This window comes from Cellulosimicrobium sp. XJ-DQ-B-000 (genome assembly GCF_031119065.1).
Taxonomy (GTDB): Bacteria; Actinomycetota; Actinomycetes; order Actinomycetales; family Cellulomonadaceae; genus Cellulosimicrobium; species Cellulosimicrobium funkei.
This window is the reverse complement of sequence record NZ_JAVHYN010000005.1, coordinates 204,693-226,423: the sequence shown is the minus strand read 5'-3', so window position 1 is coordinate 226,423 and position 21,731 is coordinate 204,693. Positions and strand designations below refer to the sequence as shown.

The 21,731-nt window shown below is 75.6% G+C and carries 18 protein-coding genes; 9 read left to right on the top strand and 9 right to left on the bottom strand.

What is annotated here, in order from left to right:
- Positions 1–220 precede the first annotated feature (220 nt).
- The 5 genes from RDI86_RS10375 to RDI86_RS10355 all read left to right on the top strand — a co-directional run bounded on the left by RDI86_RS10375 (position 221) and on the right by RDI86_RS10355 (position 6,709).
- Positions 221–3,952: a PQQ-dependent sugar dehydrogenase gene (locus tag RDI86_RS10375; RefSeq protein ID WP_251176255.1), complete on the top strand. Its 3,732-nt coding sequence runs from the start codon at positions 221–223 to the stop codon at positions 3,950–3,952.
- 328 nt (positions 3,953–4,280) lie between these two features.
- Positions 4,281–5,483, top strand: coding sequence for an iron-containing redox enzyme family protein (locus tag RDI86_RS10370; protein ID WP_251176256.1), 1,203 nt, complete (start codon positions 4,281–4,283; stop codon positions 5,481–5,483).
- Positions 5,476–5,703, top strand: a complete 228-nt coding sequence (locus RDI86_RS10365; protein ID WP_251176257.1) for a hypothetical protein — start codon at positions 5,476–5,478, stop codon at positions 5,701–5,703. Before RDI86_RS10370 ends, RDI86_RS10365 begins: the two co-directional genes overlap by 8 nt.
- The gene (locus tag RDI86_RS10360) at positions 5,700–5,978 is read left to right on the top strand and encodes a CDGSH iron-sulfur domain-containing protein (RefSeq protein WP_308821340.1); all 279 of its coding nucleotides are present in this window, start codon (positions 5,700–5,702) and stop codon (positions 5,976–5,978) included. The genes RDI86_RS10365 and RDI86_RS10360 overlap by 4 nt, the downstream gene beginning before the upstream one ends.
- Before the next feature lie 293 nt (positions 5,979–6,271).
- Positions 6,272–6,709, top strand: coding sequence for an SRPBCC family protein (locus tag RDI86_RS10355; RefSeq protein ID WP_308821339.1), 438 nt, complete (start codon positions 6,272–6,274; stop codon positions 6,707–6,709).
- A 34-nt stretch (positions 6,710–6,743) separates the two neighbouring features.
- Here RDI86_RS10355 and RDI86_RS10350 read toward each other — a convergent pair whose 3' ends face one another.
- A complete protein-coding gene (locus tag RDI86_RS10350; RefSeq protein ID WP_308821338.1) occupies positions 6,744–7,937 on the bottom strand; it encodes a zinc-dependent alcohol dehydrogenase in 1,194 nt (397 codons plus the stop codon).
- A gap of 334 nt (positions 7,938–8,271) precedes the next feature.
- Here RDI86_RS10350 and RDI86_RS10345 point away from each other — a divergent pair, with 334 nt between their 5' ends.
- On the top strand, positions 8,272–9,408 hold the full coding sequence (locus RDI86_RS10345; RefSeq protein ID WP_308821337.1) for an FUSC family protein: 1,137 nt from the start codon (positions 8,272–8,274) through the stop codon (positions 9,406–9,408).
- Between the two features lie 81 nt (positions 9,409–9,489).
- On the opposite strand, the gene RDI86_RS10340 is transcribed toward RDI86_RS10345, so the two are convergent.
- The 8 genes from RDI86_RS10340 to RDI86_RS10305 form a co-directional block, all read right to left on the bottom strand.
- Positions 9,490–10,353, bottom strand: coding sequence for a DUF1684 domain-containing protein (locus tag RDI86_RS10340; protein ID WP_308821336.1), 864 nt, complete (start codon positions 10,351–10,353; stop codon positions 9,490–9,492).
- A gap of 68 nt (positions 10,354–10,421) precedes the next feature.
- Positions 10,422–11,738, bottom strand: coding sequence for an acyl-CoA thioesterase/bile acid-CoA:amino acid N-acyltransferase family protein (locus RDI86_RS10335; protein WP_308821335.1), 1,317 nt, complete (start codon positions 11,736–11,738; stop codon positions 10,422–10,424).
- Positions 11,735–12,691 (bottom strand): Ldh family oxidoreductase, encoded by a 957-nt coding sequence (locus RDI86_RS10330; protein WP_308821334.1) that lies wholly within the window; start codon positions 12,689–12,691, stop codon positions 11,735–11,737. The genes RDI86_RS10335 and RDI86_RS10330 overlap by 4 nt, the downstream gene beginning before the upstream one ends.
- Positions 12,692–12,769: 78 nt before the next feature.
- Entirely contained in the window at positions 12,770–13,429 is a 660-nt protein-coding gene (locus RDI86_RS10325) for a GntR family transcriptional regulator (RefSeq protein ID WP_021483335.1), read from the bottom strand.
- A gap of 55 nt (positions 13,430–13,484) precedes the next feature.
- Entirely contained in the window at positions 13,485–14,381 is an 897-nt protein-coding gene (locus RDI86_RS10320; RefSeq protein WP_308821333.1) for an ABC transporter permease, read from the bottom strand.
- Positions 14,378–15,196, bottom strand: a complete 819-nt coding sequence (locus RDI86_RS10315) for an ABC transporter ATP-binding protein (RefSeq protein ID WP_168945461.1) — start codon at positions 15,194–15,196, stop codon at positions 14,378–14,380. Before RDI86_RS10315 ends, RDI86_RS10320 begins: the two co-directional genes overlap by 4 nt.
- Positions 15,193–16,230, bottom strand: a complete 1,038-nt coding sequence (locus tag RDI86_RS10310) for an ABC transporter substrate-binding protein (protein ID WP_021482976.1) — start codon at positions 16,228–16,230, stop codon at positions 15,193–15,195. Before RDI86_RS10310 ends, RDI86_RS10315 begins: the two co-directional genes overlap by 4 nt.
- Before the next feature lie 183 nt (positions 16,231–16,413).
- A complete protein-coding gene (locus tag RDI86_RS10305) occupies positions 16,414–16,977 on the bottom strand; it encodes an SHOCT domain-containing protein (protein WP_308821332.1) in 564 nt (187 codons plus the stop codon).
- A gap of 190 nt (positions 16,978–17,167) precedes the next feature.
- On the opposite strand from RDI86_RS10305, the gene RDI86_RS10300 reads away from it, so the two are divergent.
- The 3 genes from RDI86_RS10300 (at position 17,168) to RDI86_RS10290 (ending at position 21,716) form a co-directional block, all read left to right on the top strand.
- Positions 17,168–17,551: an SHOCT domain-containing protein gene (locus RDI86_RS10300; RefSeq protein ID WP_034654895.1), complete on the top strand. Its 384-nt coding sequence runs from the start codon at positions 17,168–17,170 to the stop codon at positions 17,549–17,551.
- A 9-nt stretch (positions 17,552–17,560) separates the two neighbouring features.
- Positions 17,561–18,958 (top strand): hypothetical protein, encoded by a 1,398-nt coding sequence (locus RDI86_RS10295; RefSeq protein ID WP_308821331.1) that lies wholly within the window; start codon positions 17,561–17,563, stop codon positions 18,956–18,958.
- A gap of 76 nt (positions 18,959–19,034) precedes the next feature.
- On the top strand, positions 19,035–21,716 hold the full coding sequence (locus tag RDI86_RS10290) for a LuxR C-terminal-related transcriptional regulator (RefSeq protein ID WP_308821330.1): 2,682 nt from the start codon (positions 19,035–19,037) through the stop codon (positions 21,714–21,716).
- Positions 21,717–21,731: the final 15 nt, after the last annotated feature.

The following is a 21,731-nucleotide window of genomic DNA, read 5'->3' as shown; positions in this document are numbered from 1 at the left end:
GCAGCGCGGGGCCAGGACGGCGCCGCGCAGGCCCCGGCCCCCGGGGCCGTCCACCCATCCGGGTCGACCGATCAGCGGCGATCGACGAAGCAGCGGCACCGAGCACCGGTGCCGCGCTGCTGGTCGGGGGACCACGGGCTCCTCGATCCACGTCAAGGAGGACGTTGTGCACAGACCATCCACGGGCCGTCGCAGGCTCACCCGAGGTGCCGCGGCGGCGTTGTCCGCCGCGTTGCTCGTCCCGCTCGCGATGAGCGGGGCGAGCGCGCACCCCGGTCACGGCGGCGACGAGAGCGAGACCACCGCCGAGGCCGCGCAGGACGACGCCGCTCTCGACTGGGACAACTACGAGAAGGTCCTGCTGAGCAAGGACACCGGCGAACCGATCGACCTCGCCGTGCTGCCCGACTCGCGGGTGCTGCACACGGCGCGCGACGGCGTCGTCCGCCTCACGGACACCGCCACGGGCCGCACGACGCAGGTCGCGAAGCTCGACGTCTACGCCAACTCCGAGGACGGGCTGCAGGGCATCTCCCTGGACCCGGACTTCGAGGAGAACGGGTTCGTCTACCTCGTGTACGCGCCCCGCGTCATGGAGGGCACCTCGCCCACCGGGGTCGAGTACCCCGAGACGACGCCGCAGGGCAGCGCGCCGAACTCCCTCCCCGCGGGCGAGGACGAGAGCTACTGGGACCGGTGGCTGGGCTACAACCAGCTCTCGCGGTTCACGTGGGACGCGGAGAGCAGCACGCTCGACCTGGACAGCGAGCGCGCGATCCTCAAGGTCGACGCGCAGCGCGGCCAGTGCTGCCACGTCGGGGCCGACATCGCGTGGGACGCCGAGGGCAACCTCTTCCTGTCCACGGGTGACAACACCCCGGCCGGCGCACCCGGCGCCGACGGCTACGCGCCGAACAACAACGCGCCCGGCATGAACCCCGGGTTCGACGCCCGTCGTGGCGCGGGCAGCACGAACGACCTGCGCGGCGCGATCCTGCGGATCGACCCGATCGAGGACATCGCCCCCGGGACCGAGGTCGGGCCCGGCACCACGTACACGATCCCCGAGGGCAACCTCTTCGACGACCCGCAGTACGCGGGGTCGGAGGACCTGGTGCGCGAGGAGATCTACGTGATGGGGCTGCGCAACCCCTTCCGGATCGACTACGACGTCGAGTCCGGGGCGCTCGTCTGGGGCGACTACGGTCCCGACGCGGCCAACGCCAACCCCGACCGTGGCCCCATGGGCTTCGTCGAGTGGCAGCTGACGACCGAGCCGATGAACGGTGGCTGGCCCTACTGCCACGGCCCCAACGCGAACTACAACGAGTGGGACTTCGCGACGGGCACGCCCGGCGAGTGGTTCGACTGCGAGGCCGGCGCGACGAACAACTCCACGTGGAACACCGGCCTGGACGTGCTCCCGCCGGCCACCGCGCCGCAGGTCTACTACGGCGACCGTCCCGGCGACCAGCCGGAGCTGCTCGACCCGCTGGTCGAGCTCGGCGGCACCGGCCAGGCGCCCATGGGCGGCCCGGTCTTCCGCTCCGCCGACTACCCCGACGCGCCGGGCAAGTTCCCCGCGTACTGGGACGGCAAGCCCTTCATGGCCGAGTTCTCCCAGGACTACGTCGTCGCGTTCACGCTCGACGAGCTCTCGTCCGCCGGTGAGGTCACCGCGGTCGAGGACTTCCTGCCGAACGCGCACCTGGAGACGGTGAACCAGCCGATCTGGGACAACGTCATGGACATGGAGTTCGGTCCGGACGGCTCGATGTACGTCCTGGAGTACGGGGACGGCTTCTTCCGCCAGAACCCGGACGCCGGGCTGTACCGCATCACCTACGGGTCGGAGAACAAGACCCCGCGCGCGGCGATCTCCGCCTCCCCGGTCTCGGGCAGCGACGCGCCGCTCGAGGTGACGTTCGACGCCTCGGCCACCACGGACGCGGAGACCCCGAACGAGGGCCTGACCTTCGACTGGGACTTCGACGCCGACGGCGAGTACGACGCCCAGGGCGAGACCGTGACGCACACGTTCACCGAGCGCGGCCGCTTCGCCGTGCAGCTGCGCGTCACGGACCCGGAGGGCAACTTCGGCCTCGCGATCCAGCAGATCACCGTCGGCAACACCGCGCCGGAGATCACGCTGAGCCAGCCGGACGGCGCGGTCTTCGACTGGGGCGACGCGGTCCCCTACACCGTCGCGGTGCACGACGCCGAGGACGGCGACGACCCCGTGTGCCGGAACATCCAGTACACGTTCGGTCTCGGCCACAACGAGCACGCCCACCCCGAGGTGAGCGGTCGCGCCGCCGACACCGAGGACGGCTGCGGCTTCACGATCCAGACGAGCCCCGACGCCGTCGAGCACGGCGAGGGCGAGAAGATCTTCGGCACGCTCGTCGTGACCTACACGGACCAGGCCCAGGGTGACGTCCCCGCCATCACCGGCGAGGCCACGCACATCCTCAAGCCCCAGGCGCAGCAGGCCGAGTGGTTCGACGCGGCCGAGGGCGTCGAGGTCGTCGAGGACGCGGCGGCGAACGCCGGCCGCTACGTCACCTCGTTCGACGAGGGCGACTCGTTCACCTACCGGCCGCTCGCGCTCGTGCACGCCCCGACGGGCGAGGCCGTCGACGAGGTCACCGTCCGCGGCAGCGGCGAGGGCACTGTCACGCTGAGCTGGCAGGGCGAGGGGGCCGAGTCCTCCGAGCCGCTGGCCGACTTCGCCTTCACGGGCGAGGGCTGGCAGGACGTCACGCAGACGCTGAGCAGCGTGCCCGAGGGCTCCGGCTCGGTCGTCGTGACGACCACCGGCGGCGTGGACGTCGACACGGTGACGTTCGCCGTGGGCGAGGGCGGCACCGAGCCGGTCGTCGTGCCGGCCGAGCAGGTGTCCATCCAGATGTTCTCGCTCATCCCGTGGGTCAACGAGGCGGGCCTCCCGGCCGTCCTCGAGCGCCTGTCGGAGATCGGCTTCAAGAACATCGAGCCCTTCGGCGGCAACTTCTCCGGCTACACCGCCGAGGAGTTCCGTGCGCTGGCCGACTCCTACGGCCTGAGCGTGAAGTCGTCGCACTACAACGTCGACGAGGCCACGTTCGACGCGACCCTGGACTACGTGGGGACGCTCGGCCAGGAGTACGTCGGCTCGGGCGGCTGGCCCGCACCGGGGATCGGCACCTACGAGAACACGCTCGCGACGGCCGAGGCCATGAACCGGCTCGGGGAGCGGGCGGTCGACGCCGGCTTCACGAAGTTCTTCGGCCACAACCACGACGGCGAGTTCCGCACGACGTACGAGCACGAGGGGGAGACGCTCTCGGCCTGGGAGATCCTGGTCCGCGAGACGAACCCCGAGTACGTCACGTTCCAGCTCGACGTCGCGTGGGCCGCCCACGCGGGCGTCGACGTCCCGGCGCTCATCGAGCAGTACGGCGACCGGATCGAGCTGCTCCACGTCAAGGACGCCACGGGCCTGAACGCGGGCGGACGCCCGTCGTTCACCAACCTGGGCGAGGGCGAGGTGCCGCTCCAGGAGATCCTCACGGCGGCGCAGGAGGCCGGCGTCGCGTACTACGTCCTCGAGTGGGACCAGGCGCCCGACGGCGAGGACTTCGCGGCCCACGGCTTCGAGTACCTCACCGGCGTCCCCGCCGGCGAGGCCGGGCCCGACGTCACGGCGACCGCGCAGGCGCGCTGCCTCGCGGGCAAGACCTACGTCGCGGTGCGCGCCCTCAACGAGGACGACGTCCCGCTCACGGTGACGCTCGAGACGCCGTACGGCACGAAGACGGTCGAGAACGTCGCCCCGGGCGCGAACGCCTACCAGTCGTTCGCGGTCCGCTCCGGCGAGGTCGAGGCCGGCTCCGCGACGGTCACCGCCACCGACGCCGAGGGGAGGACGGCCACGGTCACGGCCGAGCACGACGCGCTGTCGTGCGGCTGACACCGGCCTGACGCGCAGGAGCGCCGGGTGAGGCGGACGTCCGACGCCGCCTCACCCGGCGCTCGCGCGTCCGGGCACCGACCCGCTCCGGACTCACGCCGGCCCGGGGGACGCACGCGTCCCCCGGGCCGGCGCCCGGGTGGGCCGTCGTCACACGTGACCCGGTCGGCGGCGTAGGCACCGAGCTCTCCACCGGGTCGACGACGAGGTGGGGCTGGCGACGACCACCCGAGCCGAGACGGTTCGGCGCGCGAGTCGGGCGGTCCGTGGGGAGCATGGCGGTGGCGTCGAGCAAGGGCGCCGTCCGCGCGAGCGTCAGGAACCTGTGATGACCTCCACCGCCCTCCCCGCCCACGTCCCCACCGCCGGGTCGGCGACCGCGACCGATCCGTCGGACGGGCCCGTGCCCGATGCCTCGCCGGCGCCGGGGACCGGCCGGCTGCCGCAGCCCCGCCCGCGGGGTCCGCTGAGCGCCGCGCTGCTCGCCGCGCTCGTCGAGCCGCCCGCCCCAGGCGCGACGGACCGCCTGCGCCCGGTCGAGGACGCCGTCGGGCCGGCGCTCGACGCGGCGGCCGGGGAGATCCTGCGCGACGAGGACGTCCAGCTCACGCTCGCCCTTCTCTACGAGCTCCACTACCGGGGGATCGAGGGCGTCGACGACGACTGGGAGTGGGACCCGGCGCTGCTCGCGGTGCGCGCGCGGATCGAGGCCCCGTTCGAGGCCGCGGTGCGCGAGCGCGCCGGCCAGCCGGCGTGCGACGCGACCGATGCGGCCGGCGTCGCGCGACGGCTGTTCGAGCTCGCGGCGGCCGACGACGGCCCGAGCCTGTCGCGGTACGTCGCGAAGCGCGCCGACGCCGGGCAGGCGCGCGAGCTCCTCGCGCTGAAGTCCCTCTACCAGCTCAAGGAGGCGGACCCGCACACGTGGGCCGTCCCGCGGCTCGCGGGCGTGCCCAAGGCGGCGCTCGTGGAGATCCAGGCGGACGAGTACGGCGGCGGTCGACCCGGCCGCATGCACGCCGAGCTGTTCGCGCAGGCGATGCGCGGCGTCGGGCTCGACGACACGTACGGCCGCTACGTCGACGCCGTGCCGGCGGTCGTGCTCGCGGCCCTGAACACGATGTCGCTGTTCGGCCTGCACCGGCGCCTGCGCGGCGCGATCGTCGGCCACCTCGCCGCCTTCGAGATGACGTCGTCGGTGCCGAGCCGCCTGTACGGCAACGGCTTCCGCCGCCTCGGGCACGACGCGGACACCACCTGGTACTTCGACGAGCACGTCGAGGCCGACGCGGTGCACGAGCAGATCGCCGCGCGCGACCTCGCGGGCCGCCTCGTCGAGCAGGAGCCGGCGCTGCGGGACGACGTCCTGCTCGGCGCCGCCGCGTGCCTGGCCGTGGAGGGTGACGTGGCCGCTCACGCGCTCGAGCGCTGGCAGCAGGGTGTCTCGGCCCTGCGCGTGCCGCTCGCGCCCGCCGTCGGGCCGCAGCCGGGCGCGGACCCGGCGCAGGAGCGCGACACGCCGCGTGGCTGACGTGACCGACGTGCTGCCGCTGCGCCGCGAGCAGCCCGACGAGCCGGCGACGGCCGAGCCGTGCGCTGCGCTGCCCGGTCTCGGCTGCGTGCGCCGGGCGGGCGACGTGCGCGCGCATCCCGTGCGGGTCGCCGCGAGGCTCGCCCACGCCTCGTTCGGTCGCGGTGCTCGCTCGACGACCGCGCTGCGTGGCGCGACGGCCTGGACGGTCGCCGCGTGACCGCAGATCGCGCCCGGCGCGAGGAGTCGCGGGTGGACGAGGTCACCGTCACGGCGTGCCCGGACGGGCCGCTCCTCGTGCGCGGTCCCGCGCGCCTCGTCGACCAGCAGGGGCGTGAGATCGAGAGACGCCGCGCGACGGTCGCTCTGTGCCGCTGCGGCGGCACGGCCATCCCGCCGTGGTGCGACGGTACTCACAAGGTGAACGGCTACCGGAGCGGGGAGCCCGACAGTCCGGCTCGTGGGACGGCTGGCGGCGGCGGGACGGGCGCGTAGAGCCGGCCGCGTGACCGCGAGCGGCAACCAGCCCGCCGCGACGCAGGCGTCGCGCGCACGGTGGCGTCGAGGAGCTGTCGGTGCCCAGCACGTTCCCGCTGTCGAAGGAGGACCGTGACGTGGCCCTCGCGTCCATGAGCTTCTCCGACGGCGAGCACGCGTCCGAGTGGCGCTGGGCGAGCGGCCCGACCCGCGTCGACGAGGATGGGTGGACGCCGTGGACAGGGGCTGAGGCACGTGCCCGACCGTGCGACAGCGGTTGCCAGCGCGGGGCGCGCAACTAGCGTCGACTCATGGTGACCGTCAATCGAGCCGTGCGATGCCCCTCCGACGTGGTGCTCGGCTTCCTCGCGGACGGCTGGTCGTACTCGACGTGGGTCGTCGGGACGGCTCGGATCCGTGCCGTCGACCGCTCCTGGCCCGTGCCTGGGTCGAGGATCCTCCACTCGGTCGGCCTGTGGCCCGCGCTGCTCGACGACGAGACGGTCGTGCGTGCCTGGGACCCGGACCGGGGGATCGACCTGCAGGCACGCGGCTGGCCCGCGGGCGAGGCGCGCGTGCGGATCGAGGTGCTCCCCACGGAGCAGGGCTGCACCGTGCGCATCACCGAGGACGCGGAGAAGGGGCCCGGCACGCTCGTGCCCCGGCCGGTGCGCAGCGCGGTGATCGGGCCCCGCAACGTCGAGTCGCTGCGGCGGCTCGCGCTCCTCGCGGAGCGACGGAACCCGTAGCGCGCCGCGCCGACCACGACGGCGTCGACGGTGGTCAGGCCCACGGGTCGAGCACGACCTTGATGCAGCCGTCCTCCTTGCGCTGGAACGTGCGGTACGCGTCGGGCGCCGACTCGAGCGGCAGCCGGTGCGTGCGCAGGTCCAGCACGCCGAGCGGGTCGGAGACGTCGGCGGCGAGGGGGAGGACGTCGTCGGTCCAGCGGCGCACGTTCGCCTGGCCCATGCGCAGCGTCACCTGCTTGTCGAAGAGCTGCATCATGGGCAGCGGGTCCTTCGCCCCGCCGTAGACGCCGGAGATCGAGATCGTGCCGCCGCGACGGACGAGGTCGATCGCGGTGTAGAGGGCCGCGAGGCGGTCGGTCGCGGCGCGCTCGGTGAGGGGCGCGGCGAGCGCGTCGGGCAGGACGCCGACGACCTTCTGGGTGGCCTCGGCGACGGGGGAGCCGTGCGCCTCCATCCCGACGGCGTCGATGACGGAGTCCGCGCCGCGGCCCGACGTGAGGTCGCGCACCGCGCCGACGAGGTCGTCGACCGCCGACGGGTCGAGGGTCTCGACGCCGTGACGCTCGGCCATCGCGCGCCGCTCCGGCACGCGCTCGATCCCGACGACGCGGGACGCGCCGCGGTGCCGCGCGATCCGCGCGGACATCTGCCCGATCGGGCCGAGCCCCAGCACCACGACCGTGCCGCCGGGCGGCACGTCGGCGTACGCGACGGCCTGCCACGCGGTGGGCACGACGTCGGAGAGGTAGAGGTACCGCTCGTCCGGGGTGCCGTCGTCGGGCGCGACGACCGGCCCGTACTGGGCCTGCGGCACGCGCAGGTACTGGGCCTGCCCGCCGGGCACCTGGCCGTAGAGCTTGGTGTACCCGAAGAGCGCGGCGCCCTTGTCCTGCGAGCGGACCTGCGTCGTCTCGCACTGGGTCTGCAGCCCACGCTCGCACATCCAGCAGTGCCCGCACGCGATGTTGAACGGGACGACGACGCGGTCGCCGACCCGGAGGTTCCCCGCCTCGGGCCCGACCTCCTCGACGACGCCCATGGCCTCGTGGCCCAGGACGTCGCCGGAGTCGAGGAACATCCCGAGCACCCCGTACAGGTGCAGGTCGGAGCCGCAGATCGCGGTCGACGTGACGCGCACGATCGCGTCCGTGGGCTGCTCGATCCGGGGGTCGGGCACGTCCTCGACGCTCACCTTCTCGCGTCCCTGCCAGGTCAGTGCTCGCATGGTGCTGCCGTCCTTCCGTGGGTGGTGCGCGAGGGGTGTGCTGCCGGCCGGGGCGACGGCCTTCCGTCGCGTCGCGCTCGCGGGGCGGCGCGGGTCGACGGGTGCCGGAGCGTCGCGTGGGATCGCGTCCCCCGAGCCGTCCCGGAGGCGACCGAGCGAAAGGCCGTGGCGGTGACCACCGCTCTCGCGTATCGGCGTCTGGCTGCACCGACGCCGCCAGTGAAGCACCGGCTCTGCCCCCTCACACGTCGAGCCGCTTCTCGTGCGCGGTCGCCGAGCACCCGGGTGGGAGGGCGCGCGTGCGGGCGCCCTCCGGGCAGGGCACCCTCGTGCCGTGGCACGAGACGAGAGCAGCACGGGTCGGACCCCGCTCGCGGCCCGGGCGCCCCGGGTCGTGGAAACCGGGACGCGGGCGCGCCGGGCGGTCGCGGTCGCGCAGCGGCAGTGGGTGCGCCACCCCCGGTGGTCGTTGGCCGGCAAGGGCGCGCTCGCGGCGGCCGTCGCGTGGTACGTCGGGGTGCTCGCCCCGGCCCCGTTCTCCGAGTACCCCTACTACGCCCCGCTCGGCGCGGTCGTCGCGACGACGAGCACGCTCGCGCGCTCCGTCCGCGAGTCGGCCCAGGCGATCTTCGCGATCCTCGTCGGCGCGGCGATCGCCCGGGGCGTCGACCTCGTCCTCGCCCCGAGCGCGCTGTCCGTGGCGGTCGTCGTGGGCCTCGCGCTCCTGTGCGCGGGGTGGCGGCGGTTCGGCGAGATGGGGACGTGGGCGGTGACGTCCGCCCTGTTCGTGCTCATCATCGGCAACGCCGCGAAGGTCGAGTTCGTCGGCGCGTACGCCGGTCTCGTCGTCGTGGGTGCGGGCATCGGCGTCGTCATCAACCTGCTCGTGCCCCCGCTGCCCCTCACCCCGACCGAGGAGGCCCTCGACGGGCTGCGCGACACGCTCGTCGACCAGGTCGAGGCGCTCGGTGACGGTCTCGCGGGCGAGCGCCCGCCGTCGGCGGAGGAGTGGGAGGAACGGCGGCGCGAGGTGGAGCCGACGCTCACCCGCGCGCGCGACGCCGTCGCGCGGACCCGGGAGGCCGCGCGCGCCAACATCCGGCTGCGTCGCCACCGCGACTGGGCCGCGTCGCAGGTGCGGCGCGCGCAGGAGCTCGAGGGGTCGGCCGACGTCGTCGGGTCGCTCGTACGGCTGCTCGTCGAGTGGGAGCGCGAGGACCGCGACGACCTCGCGCTCGGCGCCCGCCTGCGGCCGCTCGCGGCCCGCGCCCTGGACGCCTACGCCGGCGCGCTGCGGTCCGTCGGCACGGAGCCCGCCGACGCGGAGGCGCTCCGCGAGCTCTCCGCGCGGGCGCAGGAGCTGCACGACGGCGTCCGGGCGGCGCGCCGCGAGGACGACCGGGACTACTTCGTCGCGGGCGCGGTCGTGCTCGCCCTGCGGCGCGGCGTGGCGGTGCTGACGGCCGGCTGACGCCGGGGAGGACGCCGGGACGACGACGGCGGGCGACCGGACGTGCCGGTCGCCCGCCGTCGGGGGTGTCGCGCGGACGGGTCAGGAGGCCTGCGCGAAGGTCTGGATGCGGTCGATCTGGAGCGGCGGCTTCTTCTCGCCCGCGGTCACCGCGACCGGCAGCCGGTTCTGCGCCGGGGCGAGCGGGCACGTGACGAAGTTCGTGAACGCGCACGGGAAGGAGAAGGCGCGGTTGAGGTCGACCACGGTGTCGCCGTCCCGCTCGGTGTCGGGGACGCGCACGAGCCGGCCGTTGCCGTAGGTCTCCTTGCCGCTCGTCGTGTCGGTGAAGTGCGCGTTGCCGCGCTCGATCCCCGTGTCGTCGTCCGGGCGCCCGGCGACGAGGAGCGTGTGCTCCGTACCGTCCAGGGTGAACGTCACGGTGCCGATCACGCGCTGCTCCTCGAACACCCCCCGCTCCACCGTCGGGTAGTCCGACGCCTGCTCGGCCGTCCGCGTGAACCGCGCCGGGAGGACCCACCGCTCGTCGAGCGGGAACGTCTCGATGTCGTCGAGGCGCTTGCGGGCCGCCTCGCGCGGGTCGCGGACGCGCACGCCGAAGATCTGGCGGCCGGTCGCGTCGGTGCGGCGGATGGTCTCGACGCGCAGGTCGCCGTAGAACGCGGGCACGAGGGAGTACTTGTGGCCGGTCGACACGGGCGTCGGCGAGGTCACGGGGGCGCCGTCGAGCGTGACCGTCTCCCCGCTGTCGTCGGGCGTGTACACGACCTCGTCGTCCTGGACCGACCAGGTGCCGGGCACGCCCTCGACCTGCAGCGGCTCGTCGCCCGTCAGCCAGTCCTGGCTGACCATGGACATCCACCCGTACGGGCTCGTCAGCTCGTCGATCCGGGCGCGGTGCCACCGCTCCCACTCCTGGCGGTACTCGGCGCTCACTGCGGGCATGTCGGTCCTCTCGTCGATGTTTCGGGTCACAGGTCGGGTCACAGGTCTGGACAGGGTCGGGGTGCAGGTCAGGGCACGCGCGTCGCGCGCTCCACGAACGCGCACACCTGCGCGAACGAGTCGGCGTCGGCGAACGCGTTGCCCGCGGGGGTCCCGCCGGCCGACAGCTCGATGCCGGAGACGGGGTGGCGCGTCGGGCCCTGCGCGACGGGGAGGTGCGGCAGGGCGATCGAGTGCCCCGCGTCGGGGTAGTCGAGCAGCAGCGTCTCGTGGGCGTGGCCCGCGGCGCGCAGCGTCTCGACGACCTGGCGGGCGTACATGCTCGAGGGCCACAGGCCGTCGGCCATGCCGGAGACGCACGCGACGGGGCCCGCGATGCGCTCGACGGGGATGCGCGACGCGGCGGCGAACCGGCGGTCGCGCAGGCCGTCGACGTAGACGTCGCGGTACCGGTCGGGGGGCGGCCCGCCGGTCCACGGCTGCCACGTCACGCCGGGGTTGTCCTGCCACAGGTGCCGGAGCGGCTCGCCGTCGAGCGTCCACGTGGGGGAGTCCCACCCCTGCGCGGGGTCCGCGGCGCCCTGGGAGCCGTGCACGTGGGCCCCGGGCACGTAGGCGACGACGGCGCCCACCAGGCCGGGGTAGGTGGCGCCCAGCAGGAGCGCGAGCTCGCCGCCCCGCGACTGGCCGCTCACCACGACGACGCCCGCGCGCGGCGCGAGCTCGCGGTGCACGTGGCGCAGCGCGGTCTCGAAGTACTCCAGCGGCGTGCGGGTGATGTGGTCGGGCAGCCCGGGAACGCCGAAGTAGCCGAGCGCGAGCGCCTGCACGCCGCGCGACGCGTAGAGCGCGCCGCGCTGCTCGTTGATCCCCCCGCCGGAGCCGTTGAGCACGACGATCGTCGGGTGCGGACCGTCGCCTTGCGGCACGAAGAGCGTGCCGACGAGCCCGTCCTCGCGGACCTCGCGCCGTCGCACCCCGGGCCCGGTCCAGCGCTGCACGAGGTCGGCCGTCGCGCGCTGCGTGGCGTCGGACTCGTCCCACGCCTCGAGGCGCGTGCGCAGCGGGCGCGAGACGTCGGTCGCGGCCGGCCGGCCGGGCGTCGTGCCGGCCGTCGTGCCGGGCGTCGGGTCGGGCCGCTGCGACGTGAGGAGCGCCATCCCGTCGACGCGCCCGTAGTCGCCGGTCATCGGCGGGTCGCGGTCGAGCCGGACGGTGCCTGACCGGTCCGCGCGGTAGGTCGCGCGGGCGGACCACGCGGTCCCGGCGCGGTCCGTCGTCGCGCGGACCGTGACGAGCGCGCCGGGCGCGGCGCCGCTCACCTCGATGCGGCGGGCGACGTCGAGCAGGTCGTCGGCGGGGCTGACGGTGAGCCGGAGCGTCACGGCGTGCCTCCCGTCGCCGGGGCCAGCGCGTCCCAGACGTCGCGGTCGACGACGAACGTCTCCGCGTCCGGCCGGGCGCCGGGGACACGGCCCCCGGCGCGCTCCCAGTCGTCGCCGAGGCGGTCGGCCCGGTCGGCGAGGTCCTCGGCGCCGAACGCGCGGGGGTCCAGCGCGAGCACCCAGAGCCCGCGCCCCACGGCGTCGCCGCGCGCCCCGGTCAGCAGCCCGGCGAGCGCCTCCACCGTGAGACCGAGGAGGGACCCGAGCAGCCCCGCCGGGAGCAGCGCGCCGACGGCGCCCGCGTCCCGGGTGGCCTCGCCGTCGGGGCCGAGCGCCGCGCCGTCGGGCAGGGGCGTGCCCTCCCGGGCGCGGCGCCGCGCGTCGGCGAGCGTGACGGCGCTCGTCGCGGCGTCCACGACGAGCGCACGACCCTGCCCGGCCCGCGGCACCGCCACGGCGAGCGGGTTCGTGCCGACCACGGGGGCGGTCCCGCCGTACGGGGCGACGGTCGCGGGGGACTGGGCGAGCGCGACCCCGACCAGCCCGTCCTCGGCGAGCGCGCGGACGTACGCGCCGACGCGCCCCGTCCCGCCCGCGTGGCGCACGGCGACCACGCCGACGCCGAGCGCGCGGGCGAGCCCCGCGGCCCGGCGGACCGCCGCGGCGAGCGCGACCGGCCCGGGGAGGTCGTACGCGTCCAGCGTCGCGGTCGCCCCGGTCACGACGGCGGACGGCGCCCCGGTCCCGGCGCGCCCCGTCGTCGTCCGCTCGCGCGCGTCCCGCAGCTCGCGGACGAGGAGCGCGAGGCCGAACTCCGGCCACCCCGACGCGTCCCCCGCGACGACGGCGCGGGCCGCCAGGTCGGCGTCGGCGGGGTCGTGGGCGGCGAGCGCCGCGCGGGCCCGGGCACGGGCGTCCGCGGCGTCGACGCGCACGGTGGGGGTGGCGGGCACGGCGGTCCTCTCGGGTGGTGGCGGTGGGTCGGGTCGTGCGGGCGGGGCGGGGCGCGGGCCGTCGCGCGGAAGAGACGCTCAGTCGTCGCCGAAGAACGCCCCGGAGTCGATCGCGAGGCCCATGACGACGCTGCGACCGCGGCGGATGTGCTCGAGCTCGAGGCGAGCCGCGCGCTCGCCGTCGCCCGCGCGGAGCGCCTCGATGAGGAGCCGGTGGTCGTCGAGCGGCGGCCCGGGCTCCAGGGGCTGGCGCCCGCAGAGCCGGAACGCCCGCTCCAGGTCCTCGAGCGCGAGCTCGGTGATCGCGTGCAGCCGGGGGTTGCGCGAGTACTTCGCGACCCGGCAGTGGAACAGGTGCGACGCCGACAGGATCGACTGCACGTCCTGCGCCTGCGGGTACGTGCCCTCGGCGATCGCCGCGAGCTCGTCGACCTCGGCCGGGCTCGCGTGAGCGGCCGCGAGCCGCGTCGCCATCGGTCCCGTCGCCTCGCGCACGTCGAGCACGTCGACGAGCGTCTTGAGGGTGACCGGGGCGACGCGGCACAGCGCGCGCGGGCGCACGTCCACGAGGCCGTCGTGGTCGAGGCGGTGCAGCGCGTCGCGCACCGGCGTGCGCGACGTCCCGAACTCGGACGCCGTCTCCGTGACGTCGATCTCCTCGCCGGGGCGCAGCTCGGTGAAGATGATCCGGCGCCGCAGCTCGTGGTAGATCCGGTCCGCGGCCGGGACGACGCTCATGCGCCGGCCCCGGGCACGCGGGACGGGTCGTGGTGGGGTGGGTTCATGCTGCCTCCTACTGACGGGACCAGGGCACGAGACGTCGTTCGAGCACCGTGACCAGGGTCGTGGAGAGGTAGCCCAGCACGGAGATGGTGACGATGCCCACGTACATCTTCGCGACGGCGAACGTCGTCCAAGAGCTCCAGATCAGGTAGCCCAGGCCGTTGCGCGACCCGACGAACTCCGAGGCCGCGATGATGACGAACGCGCCGCCCACCGCGAGCTTGAGCCCGGTGAAGATGCTCGGCAGCGCGGCGGGCAGCGCGACCGTGCGCCAGCGCTGGAGCCGGCCCGCGCCGTTGGCGGTCGCCACGTCGAAGTAGATCTGCGGCGTCTGGAGCACGCCGCCCATCGCGTTGTAGAAGACGTAGAAGAACACGCCGATCGCGACGATCACGTACTTGCTCGCCTCGCCGAGGCCGAACACGAGGAGCAGCAGCGGGAAGATCGCGACCTTCGGCACGGGCAGCAGGCTCGCGAAGATCGGCCCGAGGAGCGTGCGCAGGGTCGTGACCGACCCGAGCGCGATCCCGAGGACCAGCCCGGGCACGGCGCCGAGCACGAACCCGATCGCGATGCGCGTGAGCGTGATGCCCGCGTGCTCGAAGAGCTCGCCGCTCCCGACGAGCTGCGCGAACGTCTCGGCGATCGACGACGGCGGCGGGAAGAACCGCGCGTCGAGCACGTTCGTCCGGCTCGCGAGCTCCCACACCGCGAGGAGCAGGAGCGGCGTGAAGGGCCCGACGACCCGCACGAGGCGACCCGTCCGCCGGCGGCGCAGCTCCTCGGTCAGCTCGCGCGTGATCTCGGCCGTGCGGTCGTCGGCGTCGTGGGGCGCGTCCGGCGCGCCGCCCGGGGCGGCATGGCCGCCCGGGCGGACGGGGGTCCGCTCGTCCGTCGGGGGCGTCATGCGACCGCCTCCCGGGCACCGGCGGCGGAGCGCTCGTCCGCCCCCGCCGCGTCCTGCACCGCCGCGTCCTGTGCCTCCGCGTCCCGCAGCAGCCGCCACAGCTCGTAGGTGATCTCGCCGTGGCGCGGGTCGCGGCGCAGCTCGAGGATGTCGCGCGGGCGGTCGAAGGGGACTCGCACGTCGGCGAGGATGCGCCCGGGCCGCGCGGACATGACGACGACGCGGTCCGCGAGCACGAGCGCCTCGTCGACGCTGTGCGTGATGAAGAGCACCGACCGCGAGGTCTGCGACCAGATCTTCAGCAGCTCCTGCTGCAGCACGACGCGCGTCTGCTCGTCGAGCGCGCCGAACGGCTCGTCCATGAGGAGGGTCGCGCCGTCGTCGGCCAGCGCCCGCGCGACCGACGTGCGCTGCCGCATGCCGCCCGAGAGCTGGTGCGGGTAGAAGCCGCGGAACTCCGTGAGGCCCACCATGTCCAGCAGCGGGGCGACGCGCTCGCGCCGGGCCGAGCGCCGCACACCGCGCAGGCGCAGGGGGTACTCGACGTTCTGCTCGACCGTGAGCCACGGCAGCACGCCGTGGTCCTGGAAGACGACGGACGGGCGCTCGGTCATCGTCACGGTGCCGCGGTCGGCCTCCTCCAGGCCCGCGAGGATGCGCAGGAGGGTGCTCTTGCCGCACCCGGAGGGTCCGAGCACGCAGACGAACTCGTTGTCCTCGATGGTGAGCGACACGTCCTGGAGCGCGACGAGCACGTCGTCCCGGCGACGGTCGTGGAACCCCTTCCAGAGGCCCTCGACGGAGACGGCCGTCACGAGCCGAGCTCCGCGGCCCGCTCGCGCGCCTGCTCGAGGAGGTCGGCGCGGAAGATGCTCTCGACGTCCGCCTCGCCCTCGTACTCGAGCGTGCCGCGGTCGCGGAAGAACTGCTCCTGGGCGTGCACGTCCTCCCAGTCGATCTCGCCCGTCGGGTCCTGCTCCGTGAGCGCGAGCGACGTGAGCGTCTCGACCGGCAGCTCGGTGTACCGCGCGATGATCTCCTGGTTCGCCGGGTCGTCCCAGCCGCCCGCCTCGAGCTCCGCCGCGGCGCGCAGGTACGCGGCCGTGAACGCGACGACCGCGTCGGGGTGCTCGTCGACGTACTCGGTGCTGAACACCAGGGCGCCGAGCTCGGTGCCCGCGTGGTAGTCGATCGGGAGGATCTCGGACGCGATGCCCTCGCTCTCGAGCGACGACGAGATGGGCTCGATCGACCAGGCGGCGTCGACCGAGCCGCCCACGAGCGCGGGGCCCGTCTCGGGCGGGCCGACGTTGACGAGCTCGACGTCGTCGAGCGTGAGGCCGCCGGCCTCCAGCGCCTTGGCCACCGAGTAGATGCCGAAGCCGCCGTCGCCGGGGATGCCGACGCGGCTGCCGGCGACCTGCTCGATCGACGTGATGCCGGAGTCGGCCGCGACGACGAACGGGGCCGGGTTCGGCCCGCTCTCCGGCACGCGCGAGACGCTCGCGATGACCGAGAGCGACGCGCCGGCCTCGGTCGCGTTGAACAGGCCCGCGCCCCACGTCGCGCCACCGGCCGTGACGTTGTTCGTGCTGACGAGCTGGTAGGTCTCGCCCGACGTCCCGCCCTTGGCGAGGAGCTCGACGTCGACGCCCGCCTCCTCGAAGTACCCCTTGTCCTCTGCGAGGAAGAACGGCGCGTAGTCCGCGTAGGGGGAGTAGAGGAACGAGATCTGCGGCGCGGCGTCGTCCCCGCCGCCGGACGGGTCGCTCCCGCCCGCACAGCCCGCCAGGATCCCTGCCGCCGCGACGAGCGAGATGGTGACCGACGAGCGGCGTGAGATGGCCATGAGTCCTCCTGGGGTCTGACACACGAGCAAGCGCGCCGTGATGTGCTTGCCACTATGCGCTAGTGCATCAGTTGGCCCCAGCGTGGTCCCCATCGTCTCGCTGAGTGGGACGACGTAACGCGAAAGAACCCCGAACGGGGCATCGGCCGGCCGTGCGCGGCCCGCCCGCCCGGTCTGCCGTCGTCACGGCCCGAGGACGCGCGCCTTCTGCTCCGCGAGCTCGGCGTCGGTGAGGACGCCCCGGTCGCGCAGCGCGGCGAGGTCGCGCAGCTGCGCGATGCGCACGTCCATCGCGGACGCGCCGCCGGAGGCCGTCCCGCCGTGCCCGGGGTCGTGCGCCCCGCCGTGCGGCCCGACGTGCGCGCCGGACCGGTCGTCGTCGGGCAGCCCGGTCACGGCGCCGAGCACGCCGACGAGGTCGGAGTCCTGCACGCGGTACGTCGTGCTCGACGCCGGGTGGGCGCGCCCGACGTCGTCCAGCATCTGCTGCACGAGCGCCCCCACGGGGCCGCGGACGACGAGCTCGACGTCGGGCCGGTCGTCGGGTGCCGCGGTGCGCAGCCCGACGAGGTCGAGCCCCAGCGCCGCGAGCCGCTGGAGGAGGCCGTACAGCGCGGCCTGGTCGCGGACCCGCGCTTCCAGCCGCGTGCACTCCACGGACCGGCGCACGCCGAGCTCGGCGAGGTCGGGCTCGGGCAGCACCACCGGCCCCAGCACCGTCACCTCGACCAGCGTCGTGCGGTCCATGCGTTCCTTCTCCCGGCTCGCCCACGTCGGTCCAGGATGCGCGGGCACGGACCCGGGCGGGATCACCCGGCGGGGGTGGCCCGCCGCGCCGGGCGGCCGACTACCCCCGACGGGTGAGCACGCGGACGCCGCGGCCGCTCCACAGTGGGAGCGTCACGGGACCGCCGTGACCCGACACGAGGGGTGCCCGATGGACGGATTCTGGGACTGGTTCTGGCTCATGGTGTGGTGGTTCTTCTTCATCGCCTACCTCGTCGTGCTGTTCCAGATCGTCGCGGACCTGTTCCGCGACAAGACGCTCAGCGGCTGGTGGAAGGCGCTGTGGATCGTCGCGCTGATCTTCGTCCCCTACCTGTCCGCGCTGATCTACGTCATCGCGCGCGGGCGGGGCATGGCGGAGCGGCACGCGGAGGAGCAGCAGGCCCGTCGGCAGGTCATGGACGACTACGTGCGGGCCACCGCCGGCACCGGCAGGTCGCCCGCGAGCGAGATCGCGGACGCCAAGGCGCTGTACGACGCCGGCACGATCGACGCCGACGAGTTCGCCCGGCTCAAGGCCCGAGCGCTCGCCTGAGGACGCGCGATGGCCGACGAGACCGCGCCGGGCCGCGAGGCGTCCGACGTCGCCGCGCGCCTCGCCGCGCTCGAGCGCGAGAACGCGGAGCTGCGGCGCCGGCTCGAGGAGCGGCCGGCCGCCGCGGCGCCCGCGGGCCCGGACGGCGACGCGACCGCGCCGGAGGCGGCGCGGCGGCCCCGGCGCGGGCTGCGCGCCGCCGCGTGCGCGGTCCTCATCACGCTCGGGGCGCTCCTCGCGCCGCTCGGCGCGGTGTCGGCGTGGGCGCAGCGCGAGCTCACGGACACCGACCGCTACGTCGCGACGGTCGGACCGCTCGCGGGCGACCCGGTCGTGCAGTCCGCGGTCGCCGGGCGGCTCACCGAGGTCGTCATGTCGCGCATCGACGTGGCCGCGCTCGTCGACGACCTCGTCGGCGGGCTCGAGGAGCGCGACGTCCCGCCGCGCGCGACCCGCGCGCTCGCCGCCCTGGAGGCGCCGCTCACGAGCGGCGTCGAGTCGCTCGTGCACGAGACGGCGACGCGGCTCGTGGAGAGCGACGCGTTCGAGGGCGCCTGGCTCCAGGCGAACCGCGTGGCGCACGAGCAGCTCGTCGCCGTGATGCGCGGCGAGGACGGCGACGTCCTGCAGGTGAGCGACGACGGCCGCCTGTCCATCCAGCTCTCCGGCCTGATCGACCTGCTCAAGGAACGCCTCGTGGACCGCGGCCTGGACGTCGCGGCCCGCATCCCGTCGGTCGACGCGACGTTCACCGTCGCGCAGTCCGCCGAGCTCGTCATGCTCCAGAACCGGTACGCCCAGGTCGTGACGCTCACGACGTGGCTGCCGTGGGTCGTGCTCGGTCTGCTGGCCGCGGGCGTCCTCGTCGCGAACCACCGCTCGCGCGCGCTCGTCGTGGCGGGGCTCGCCCTCACGGGGGCGATGGTCGCGCTGGGCGTCGGGCTCGCCGTCGCGCGGGGCCTGTACCTCGGCGCGCTCTCGGGGCAGGTGGTGCGGCTCGACGCCGCGGAGGTCGTGTTCGACCAGACCGTCGGCTACCTGCGCCTCACGCTGCGCACCGTCGGCGTGCTGGGCCTCGTGGTCGCGCTCGCGGCGTACGTGGGCGGGCCGAGCGCGTCGGCCCGCAGCCTGCGCGCGGGGCTCGGGCGCGCGGGCGCCGCCGTGCGCGGCTGGGGCGAGGGCCGGGGCGTCTCGACGGGTCCCGTCGGCGACTGGCTCGGCCGGCACAAGGCGTTCGTGCGCGTCGTCGTCGTGGCGGCGGCTGCGCTCGTCCTGCTGCTGGCGGGCACGCCGACGCCGGGCCTCGTCGTCGGGGTCGCTCTCGTCGCGGGACTCGTGCTCGTCGTCGTGGAGATCCTCGCCCGGCCGCCCGTCGTCGTCGCACCGCCGGGTCCCGGACCGGCCTGAGGCCGCGCGCCCGGCCTGCGCCGAGCCTGGCCGTGCTCGCCCTGCGCTCCGGGGGGACCGGGAATACCCTGCCCCCATGGCCTCGGTCGAGCCCCGTGCCGAGCCGGAGGACGTCACGCGCGTCACGGACGCCTCCGGGACCTCGCGCGCCCGCACCACCGTCCCGGACCTGCCGCCCTCCACGGTGGGCCGCCCGGAGGTCGAGGCTCTCGTCGCGGCGGCGGCCACGCGCCGCCTCACCCTCGTGTCGGCGGGCCCGGGCTGGGGGAAGACGACCGTCGCGGCGCGGTGGGCGCGCGGCGGCACCGGCCCGCGGGTCGCGTGGCTGACGCTCGAGCCGTTCGACGACAAGCCGGCGGCCTTCTGGGCCGACGTGCTCGCGGCGCTGCGTGCGGCCGGGGCGGTGCCCGTGGGGCACCCGCTCGAGACCCTCGTCGTGCCGCCGCGCCTCACGCCCGCCCTCCTGCGCCGCGTGCTGGCGGCGATCGAGGCGCTGCCCGAGCCCGTGGTCCTCGTGCTCGACGACTTCCACCACGCCGCGTGCGCCGAGGTCGCGGCGACGGTGGACGACCTCCTGCGCTACCGGCTGCCCCTGCACCTCGTGGTCCTCACCCGCGTCGACCCGCTCCTGCGCCTGCAGCGCCTGCGCGCGCAGGGCGAGATGACGGAGGTCGGTGCCGCCGAGCTCGCGTTCGACGCCTCCGCGGTCGCGGCGCTGGCGACGGCGCAGGGACGCGACCTGGCTGCGGACGACGCCGGGCGCGTGGTCGGCGAGACCGGCGGCTGGGCCGTCGGGGTGCGGCTGCGTGTCGAGGAGCACGACGCGACCAGCCGGGCGCGCGCCGCCCGCTCGGCGGCGGAGTTCCTCCTCGCCGAGGTCCTCGACAGTCAGGGGCCCGAGGCCCGACGCTTCCTCCTGCGCACGAGCGTGGCGTCGGCGGTGTGCCCCGACCTCGCGGCCGTCCTCGACCCGGGGGCGCCGACGGACCGTCTGCTCCCCGGCCTCGCCGCGGCGGACGGTTTCGTCATGACGTCGGGCGGCCGGCGCACCTGGTACCGCTACCACCCGCTGCTGCGCGAGATGCTCCTGCACCAGCTGCGCACCGAGGACCCGGCGGGGCTGCGCGAGGCGCACCAGGCCGCGGCCCGCTGGTTCGCGCAGGACGGGCAGGCGCTGCGCGCGCTCGAGCACGCGGCGGCCGCGGAGGACTGGCCGCTGCTCAGCGAGGTGTTCGTCGAGGGCGCGGCGGCGGAGCTCGCGGGGCCGCACCGCGAGACCGTCGCCCAGGTCCTGCGGCGCGTGCCGTACGCGACCCTGCGGCCCGACGCCCGCCTGCACCTGTGCGCGGGCGCGCTCGCGACCGTCGACGAGCGGTTCGACGCCGCCCGGCTTCACGTCGCGCGGGCGCGCGATCTGCTCGCCCCCGCCACAGATCCGGTGGCCGACCCGGCGGCGGCGGTGCTGCTCGAGCTGCTCGCCGCGTCCGCCGCGCGGTCGACGGGCGACGTCCGGGCCCTCGCGACGGCCGCGGGCGCCGCCCTCGCCGCGGCGGACGCGGTGCCGTACCCGTTCCCCGCCCTCGAGACGTACCGGGGCCTCGCGCGGGCGCACCGCGCGGCGGGCCTCGCGTGGTGCGCGGTCGGCCCCGAGCCGGCGGGGGAGACGACGTCGGGCACGCTCGCCGCCCCCGGTGGCCGGTCGTGGCGCGCCCCGCAGCTCTACGTCCTCGGGGCGCGCGCCGCCGCGGCGCTCCTCGCCGTCGCGGCCGGTCGGCTCGACGCGGGGGACGGTGCCGCGCGCGACGTGCTCGTCGAGGCGGAGCGCCGCGGCTGGGACGGGTACGCGCACGTGCGGCCCGCGCACGCGGCGCGCGCGTGGGTGCGGTACCTCCGGGCGTCGGACGACGGGCTCGACCGGCACCTCGCGCACGCCCTCGCGGCGGACGCCGGCGGGCGCGAGCCCGCGTCCGAGGCGGCCGTCCGGCTGCTGCAGGCGCTCGTCGCCGCGGACCGCGGGCACGCGCGCGCCGCGCGGCAGGCGCTCGTCGCCGCGGACCGCTCACTGGGACGGTCCGCGACGCCCCCCGTGCTCGCGGACCTGTGGGTGCGCGCCACGGCGGCCGCGCGTCTGGTCGACGACGGCACGGGCCCGGCGCTCGGGGCGCGCCTCGCGCGCGAACGCCTCGGGAGCGCCGCGGTCGTCGCCGTCTGCGGCGCGCGCGAGCTCCTCGCGGCGGGCCGCACCGGGGCGGCGGAGCGTGCCGTGGCGGGCCTCGGGGACGCGCCGGGGGAGGAGGCGGACGTCGTCGTGCGGGTGGAGGCGGCGCTCGTCGAGGCGTCCGCGCTCGCCCGGGCGGGCACGCGCCGCGTCGACGCCCCGCTCGGGCGGGCCCTCGACCTGGCCGCCGCCGAGCGGGTCGTCCGGCCGTTCCTCGCCGTCCGGGGCATCGAGCTCGACGAGCCGCTCGCGCGCGCCGTCGCGCGCCGCGACGACGCGCTCGCCGCGCTGCTGCGCACCCACCTGGACGCACCGGGCCGGGCACCGGAGCCGGTCCCGCTCGTCGAGCCGCTCACCGAGCGCGAGCTCGCGGTCCTCGCCGTCCTGCCGTCGATGGCGAGCAACGCCGAGGTGGCCGCCGACCTCTTCGTGTCGGTCAACACCGTCAAGGCGCACCTGAAGTCGGTCTACCGCAAGCTCGGCGTCGGCTCGCGGCGCGAGGCGGTGCGACGCGGCCGCGAGCTCGGCGTCGTGCCCTGACGGGTCTTGCGAGGA

Bases quoted from the DNA above. Each gene is read 5' to 3' on its own strand.
- RDI86_RS10340 (WP_308821336.1), bottom strand. From the start codon at position 10,353: ATGCCCGCAGTGAGCGCCGAGTACCGCCAGGAGTGGGAGCGGTGGCAC.
- RDI86_RS10350 (WP_308821338.1), bottom strand. From the start codon at position 7,937: ATGCGAGCACTGACCTGGCAGGGACGCGAGAAGGTGAGCGTCGAGGAC.
- RDI86_RS10300 (WP_034654895.1), top strand. From the start codon at position 17,168: ATGGACGGATTCTGGGACTGGTTCTGGCTCATGGTGTGGTGGTTCTTC.
- RDI86_RS10320 (WP_308821333.1), bottom strand. From the start codon at position 14,381: ATGACGCCCCCGACGGACGAGCGGACCCCCGTCCGCCCGGGCGGCCAT.
- RDI86_RS10325 (WP_021483335.1), bottom strand. From the start codon at position 13,429: ATGAGCGTCGTCCCGGCCGCGGACCGGATCTACCACGAGCTGCGGCGC.
- RDI86_RS10310 (WP_021482976.1), bottom strand. From the start codon at position 16,230: ATGGCCATCTCACGCCGCTCGTCGGTCACCATCTCGCTCGTCGCGGCG.
- RDI86_RS10355 (WP_308821339.1), top strand. From the start codon at position 6,272: ATGGTGACCGTCAATCGAGCCGTGCGATGCCCCTCCGACGTGGTGCTC.
- RDI86_RS10370 (WP_251176256.1), top strand. From the start codon at position 4,281: ATGACCTCCACCGCCCTCCCCGCCCACGTCCCCACCGCCGGGTCGGCG.
- RDI86_RS10290 (WP_308821330.1), top strand. From the start codon at position 19,035: ATGGCCTCGGTCGAGCCCCGTGCCGAGCCGGAGGACGTCACGCGCGTC.
- RDI86_RS10305 (WP_308821332.1), bottom strand. From the start codon at position 16,977: ATGGACCGCACGACGCTGGTCGAGGTGACGGTGCTGGGGCCGGTGGTG.
- RDI86_RS10295 (WP_308821331.1), top strand. From the start codon at position 17,561: ATGGCCGACGAGACCGCGCCGGGCCGCGAGGCGTCCGACGTCGCCGCG.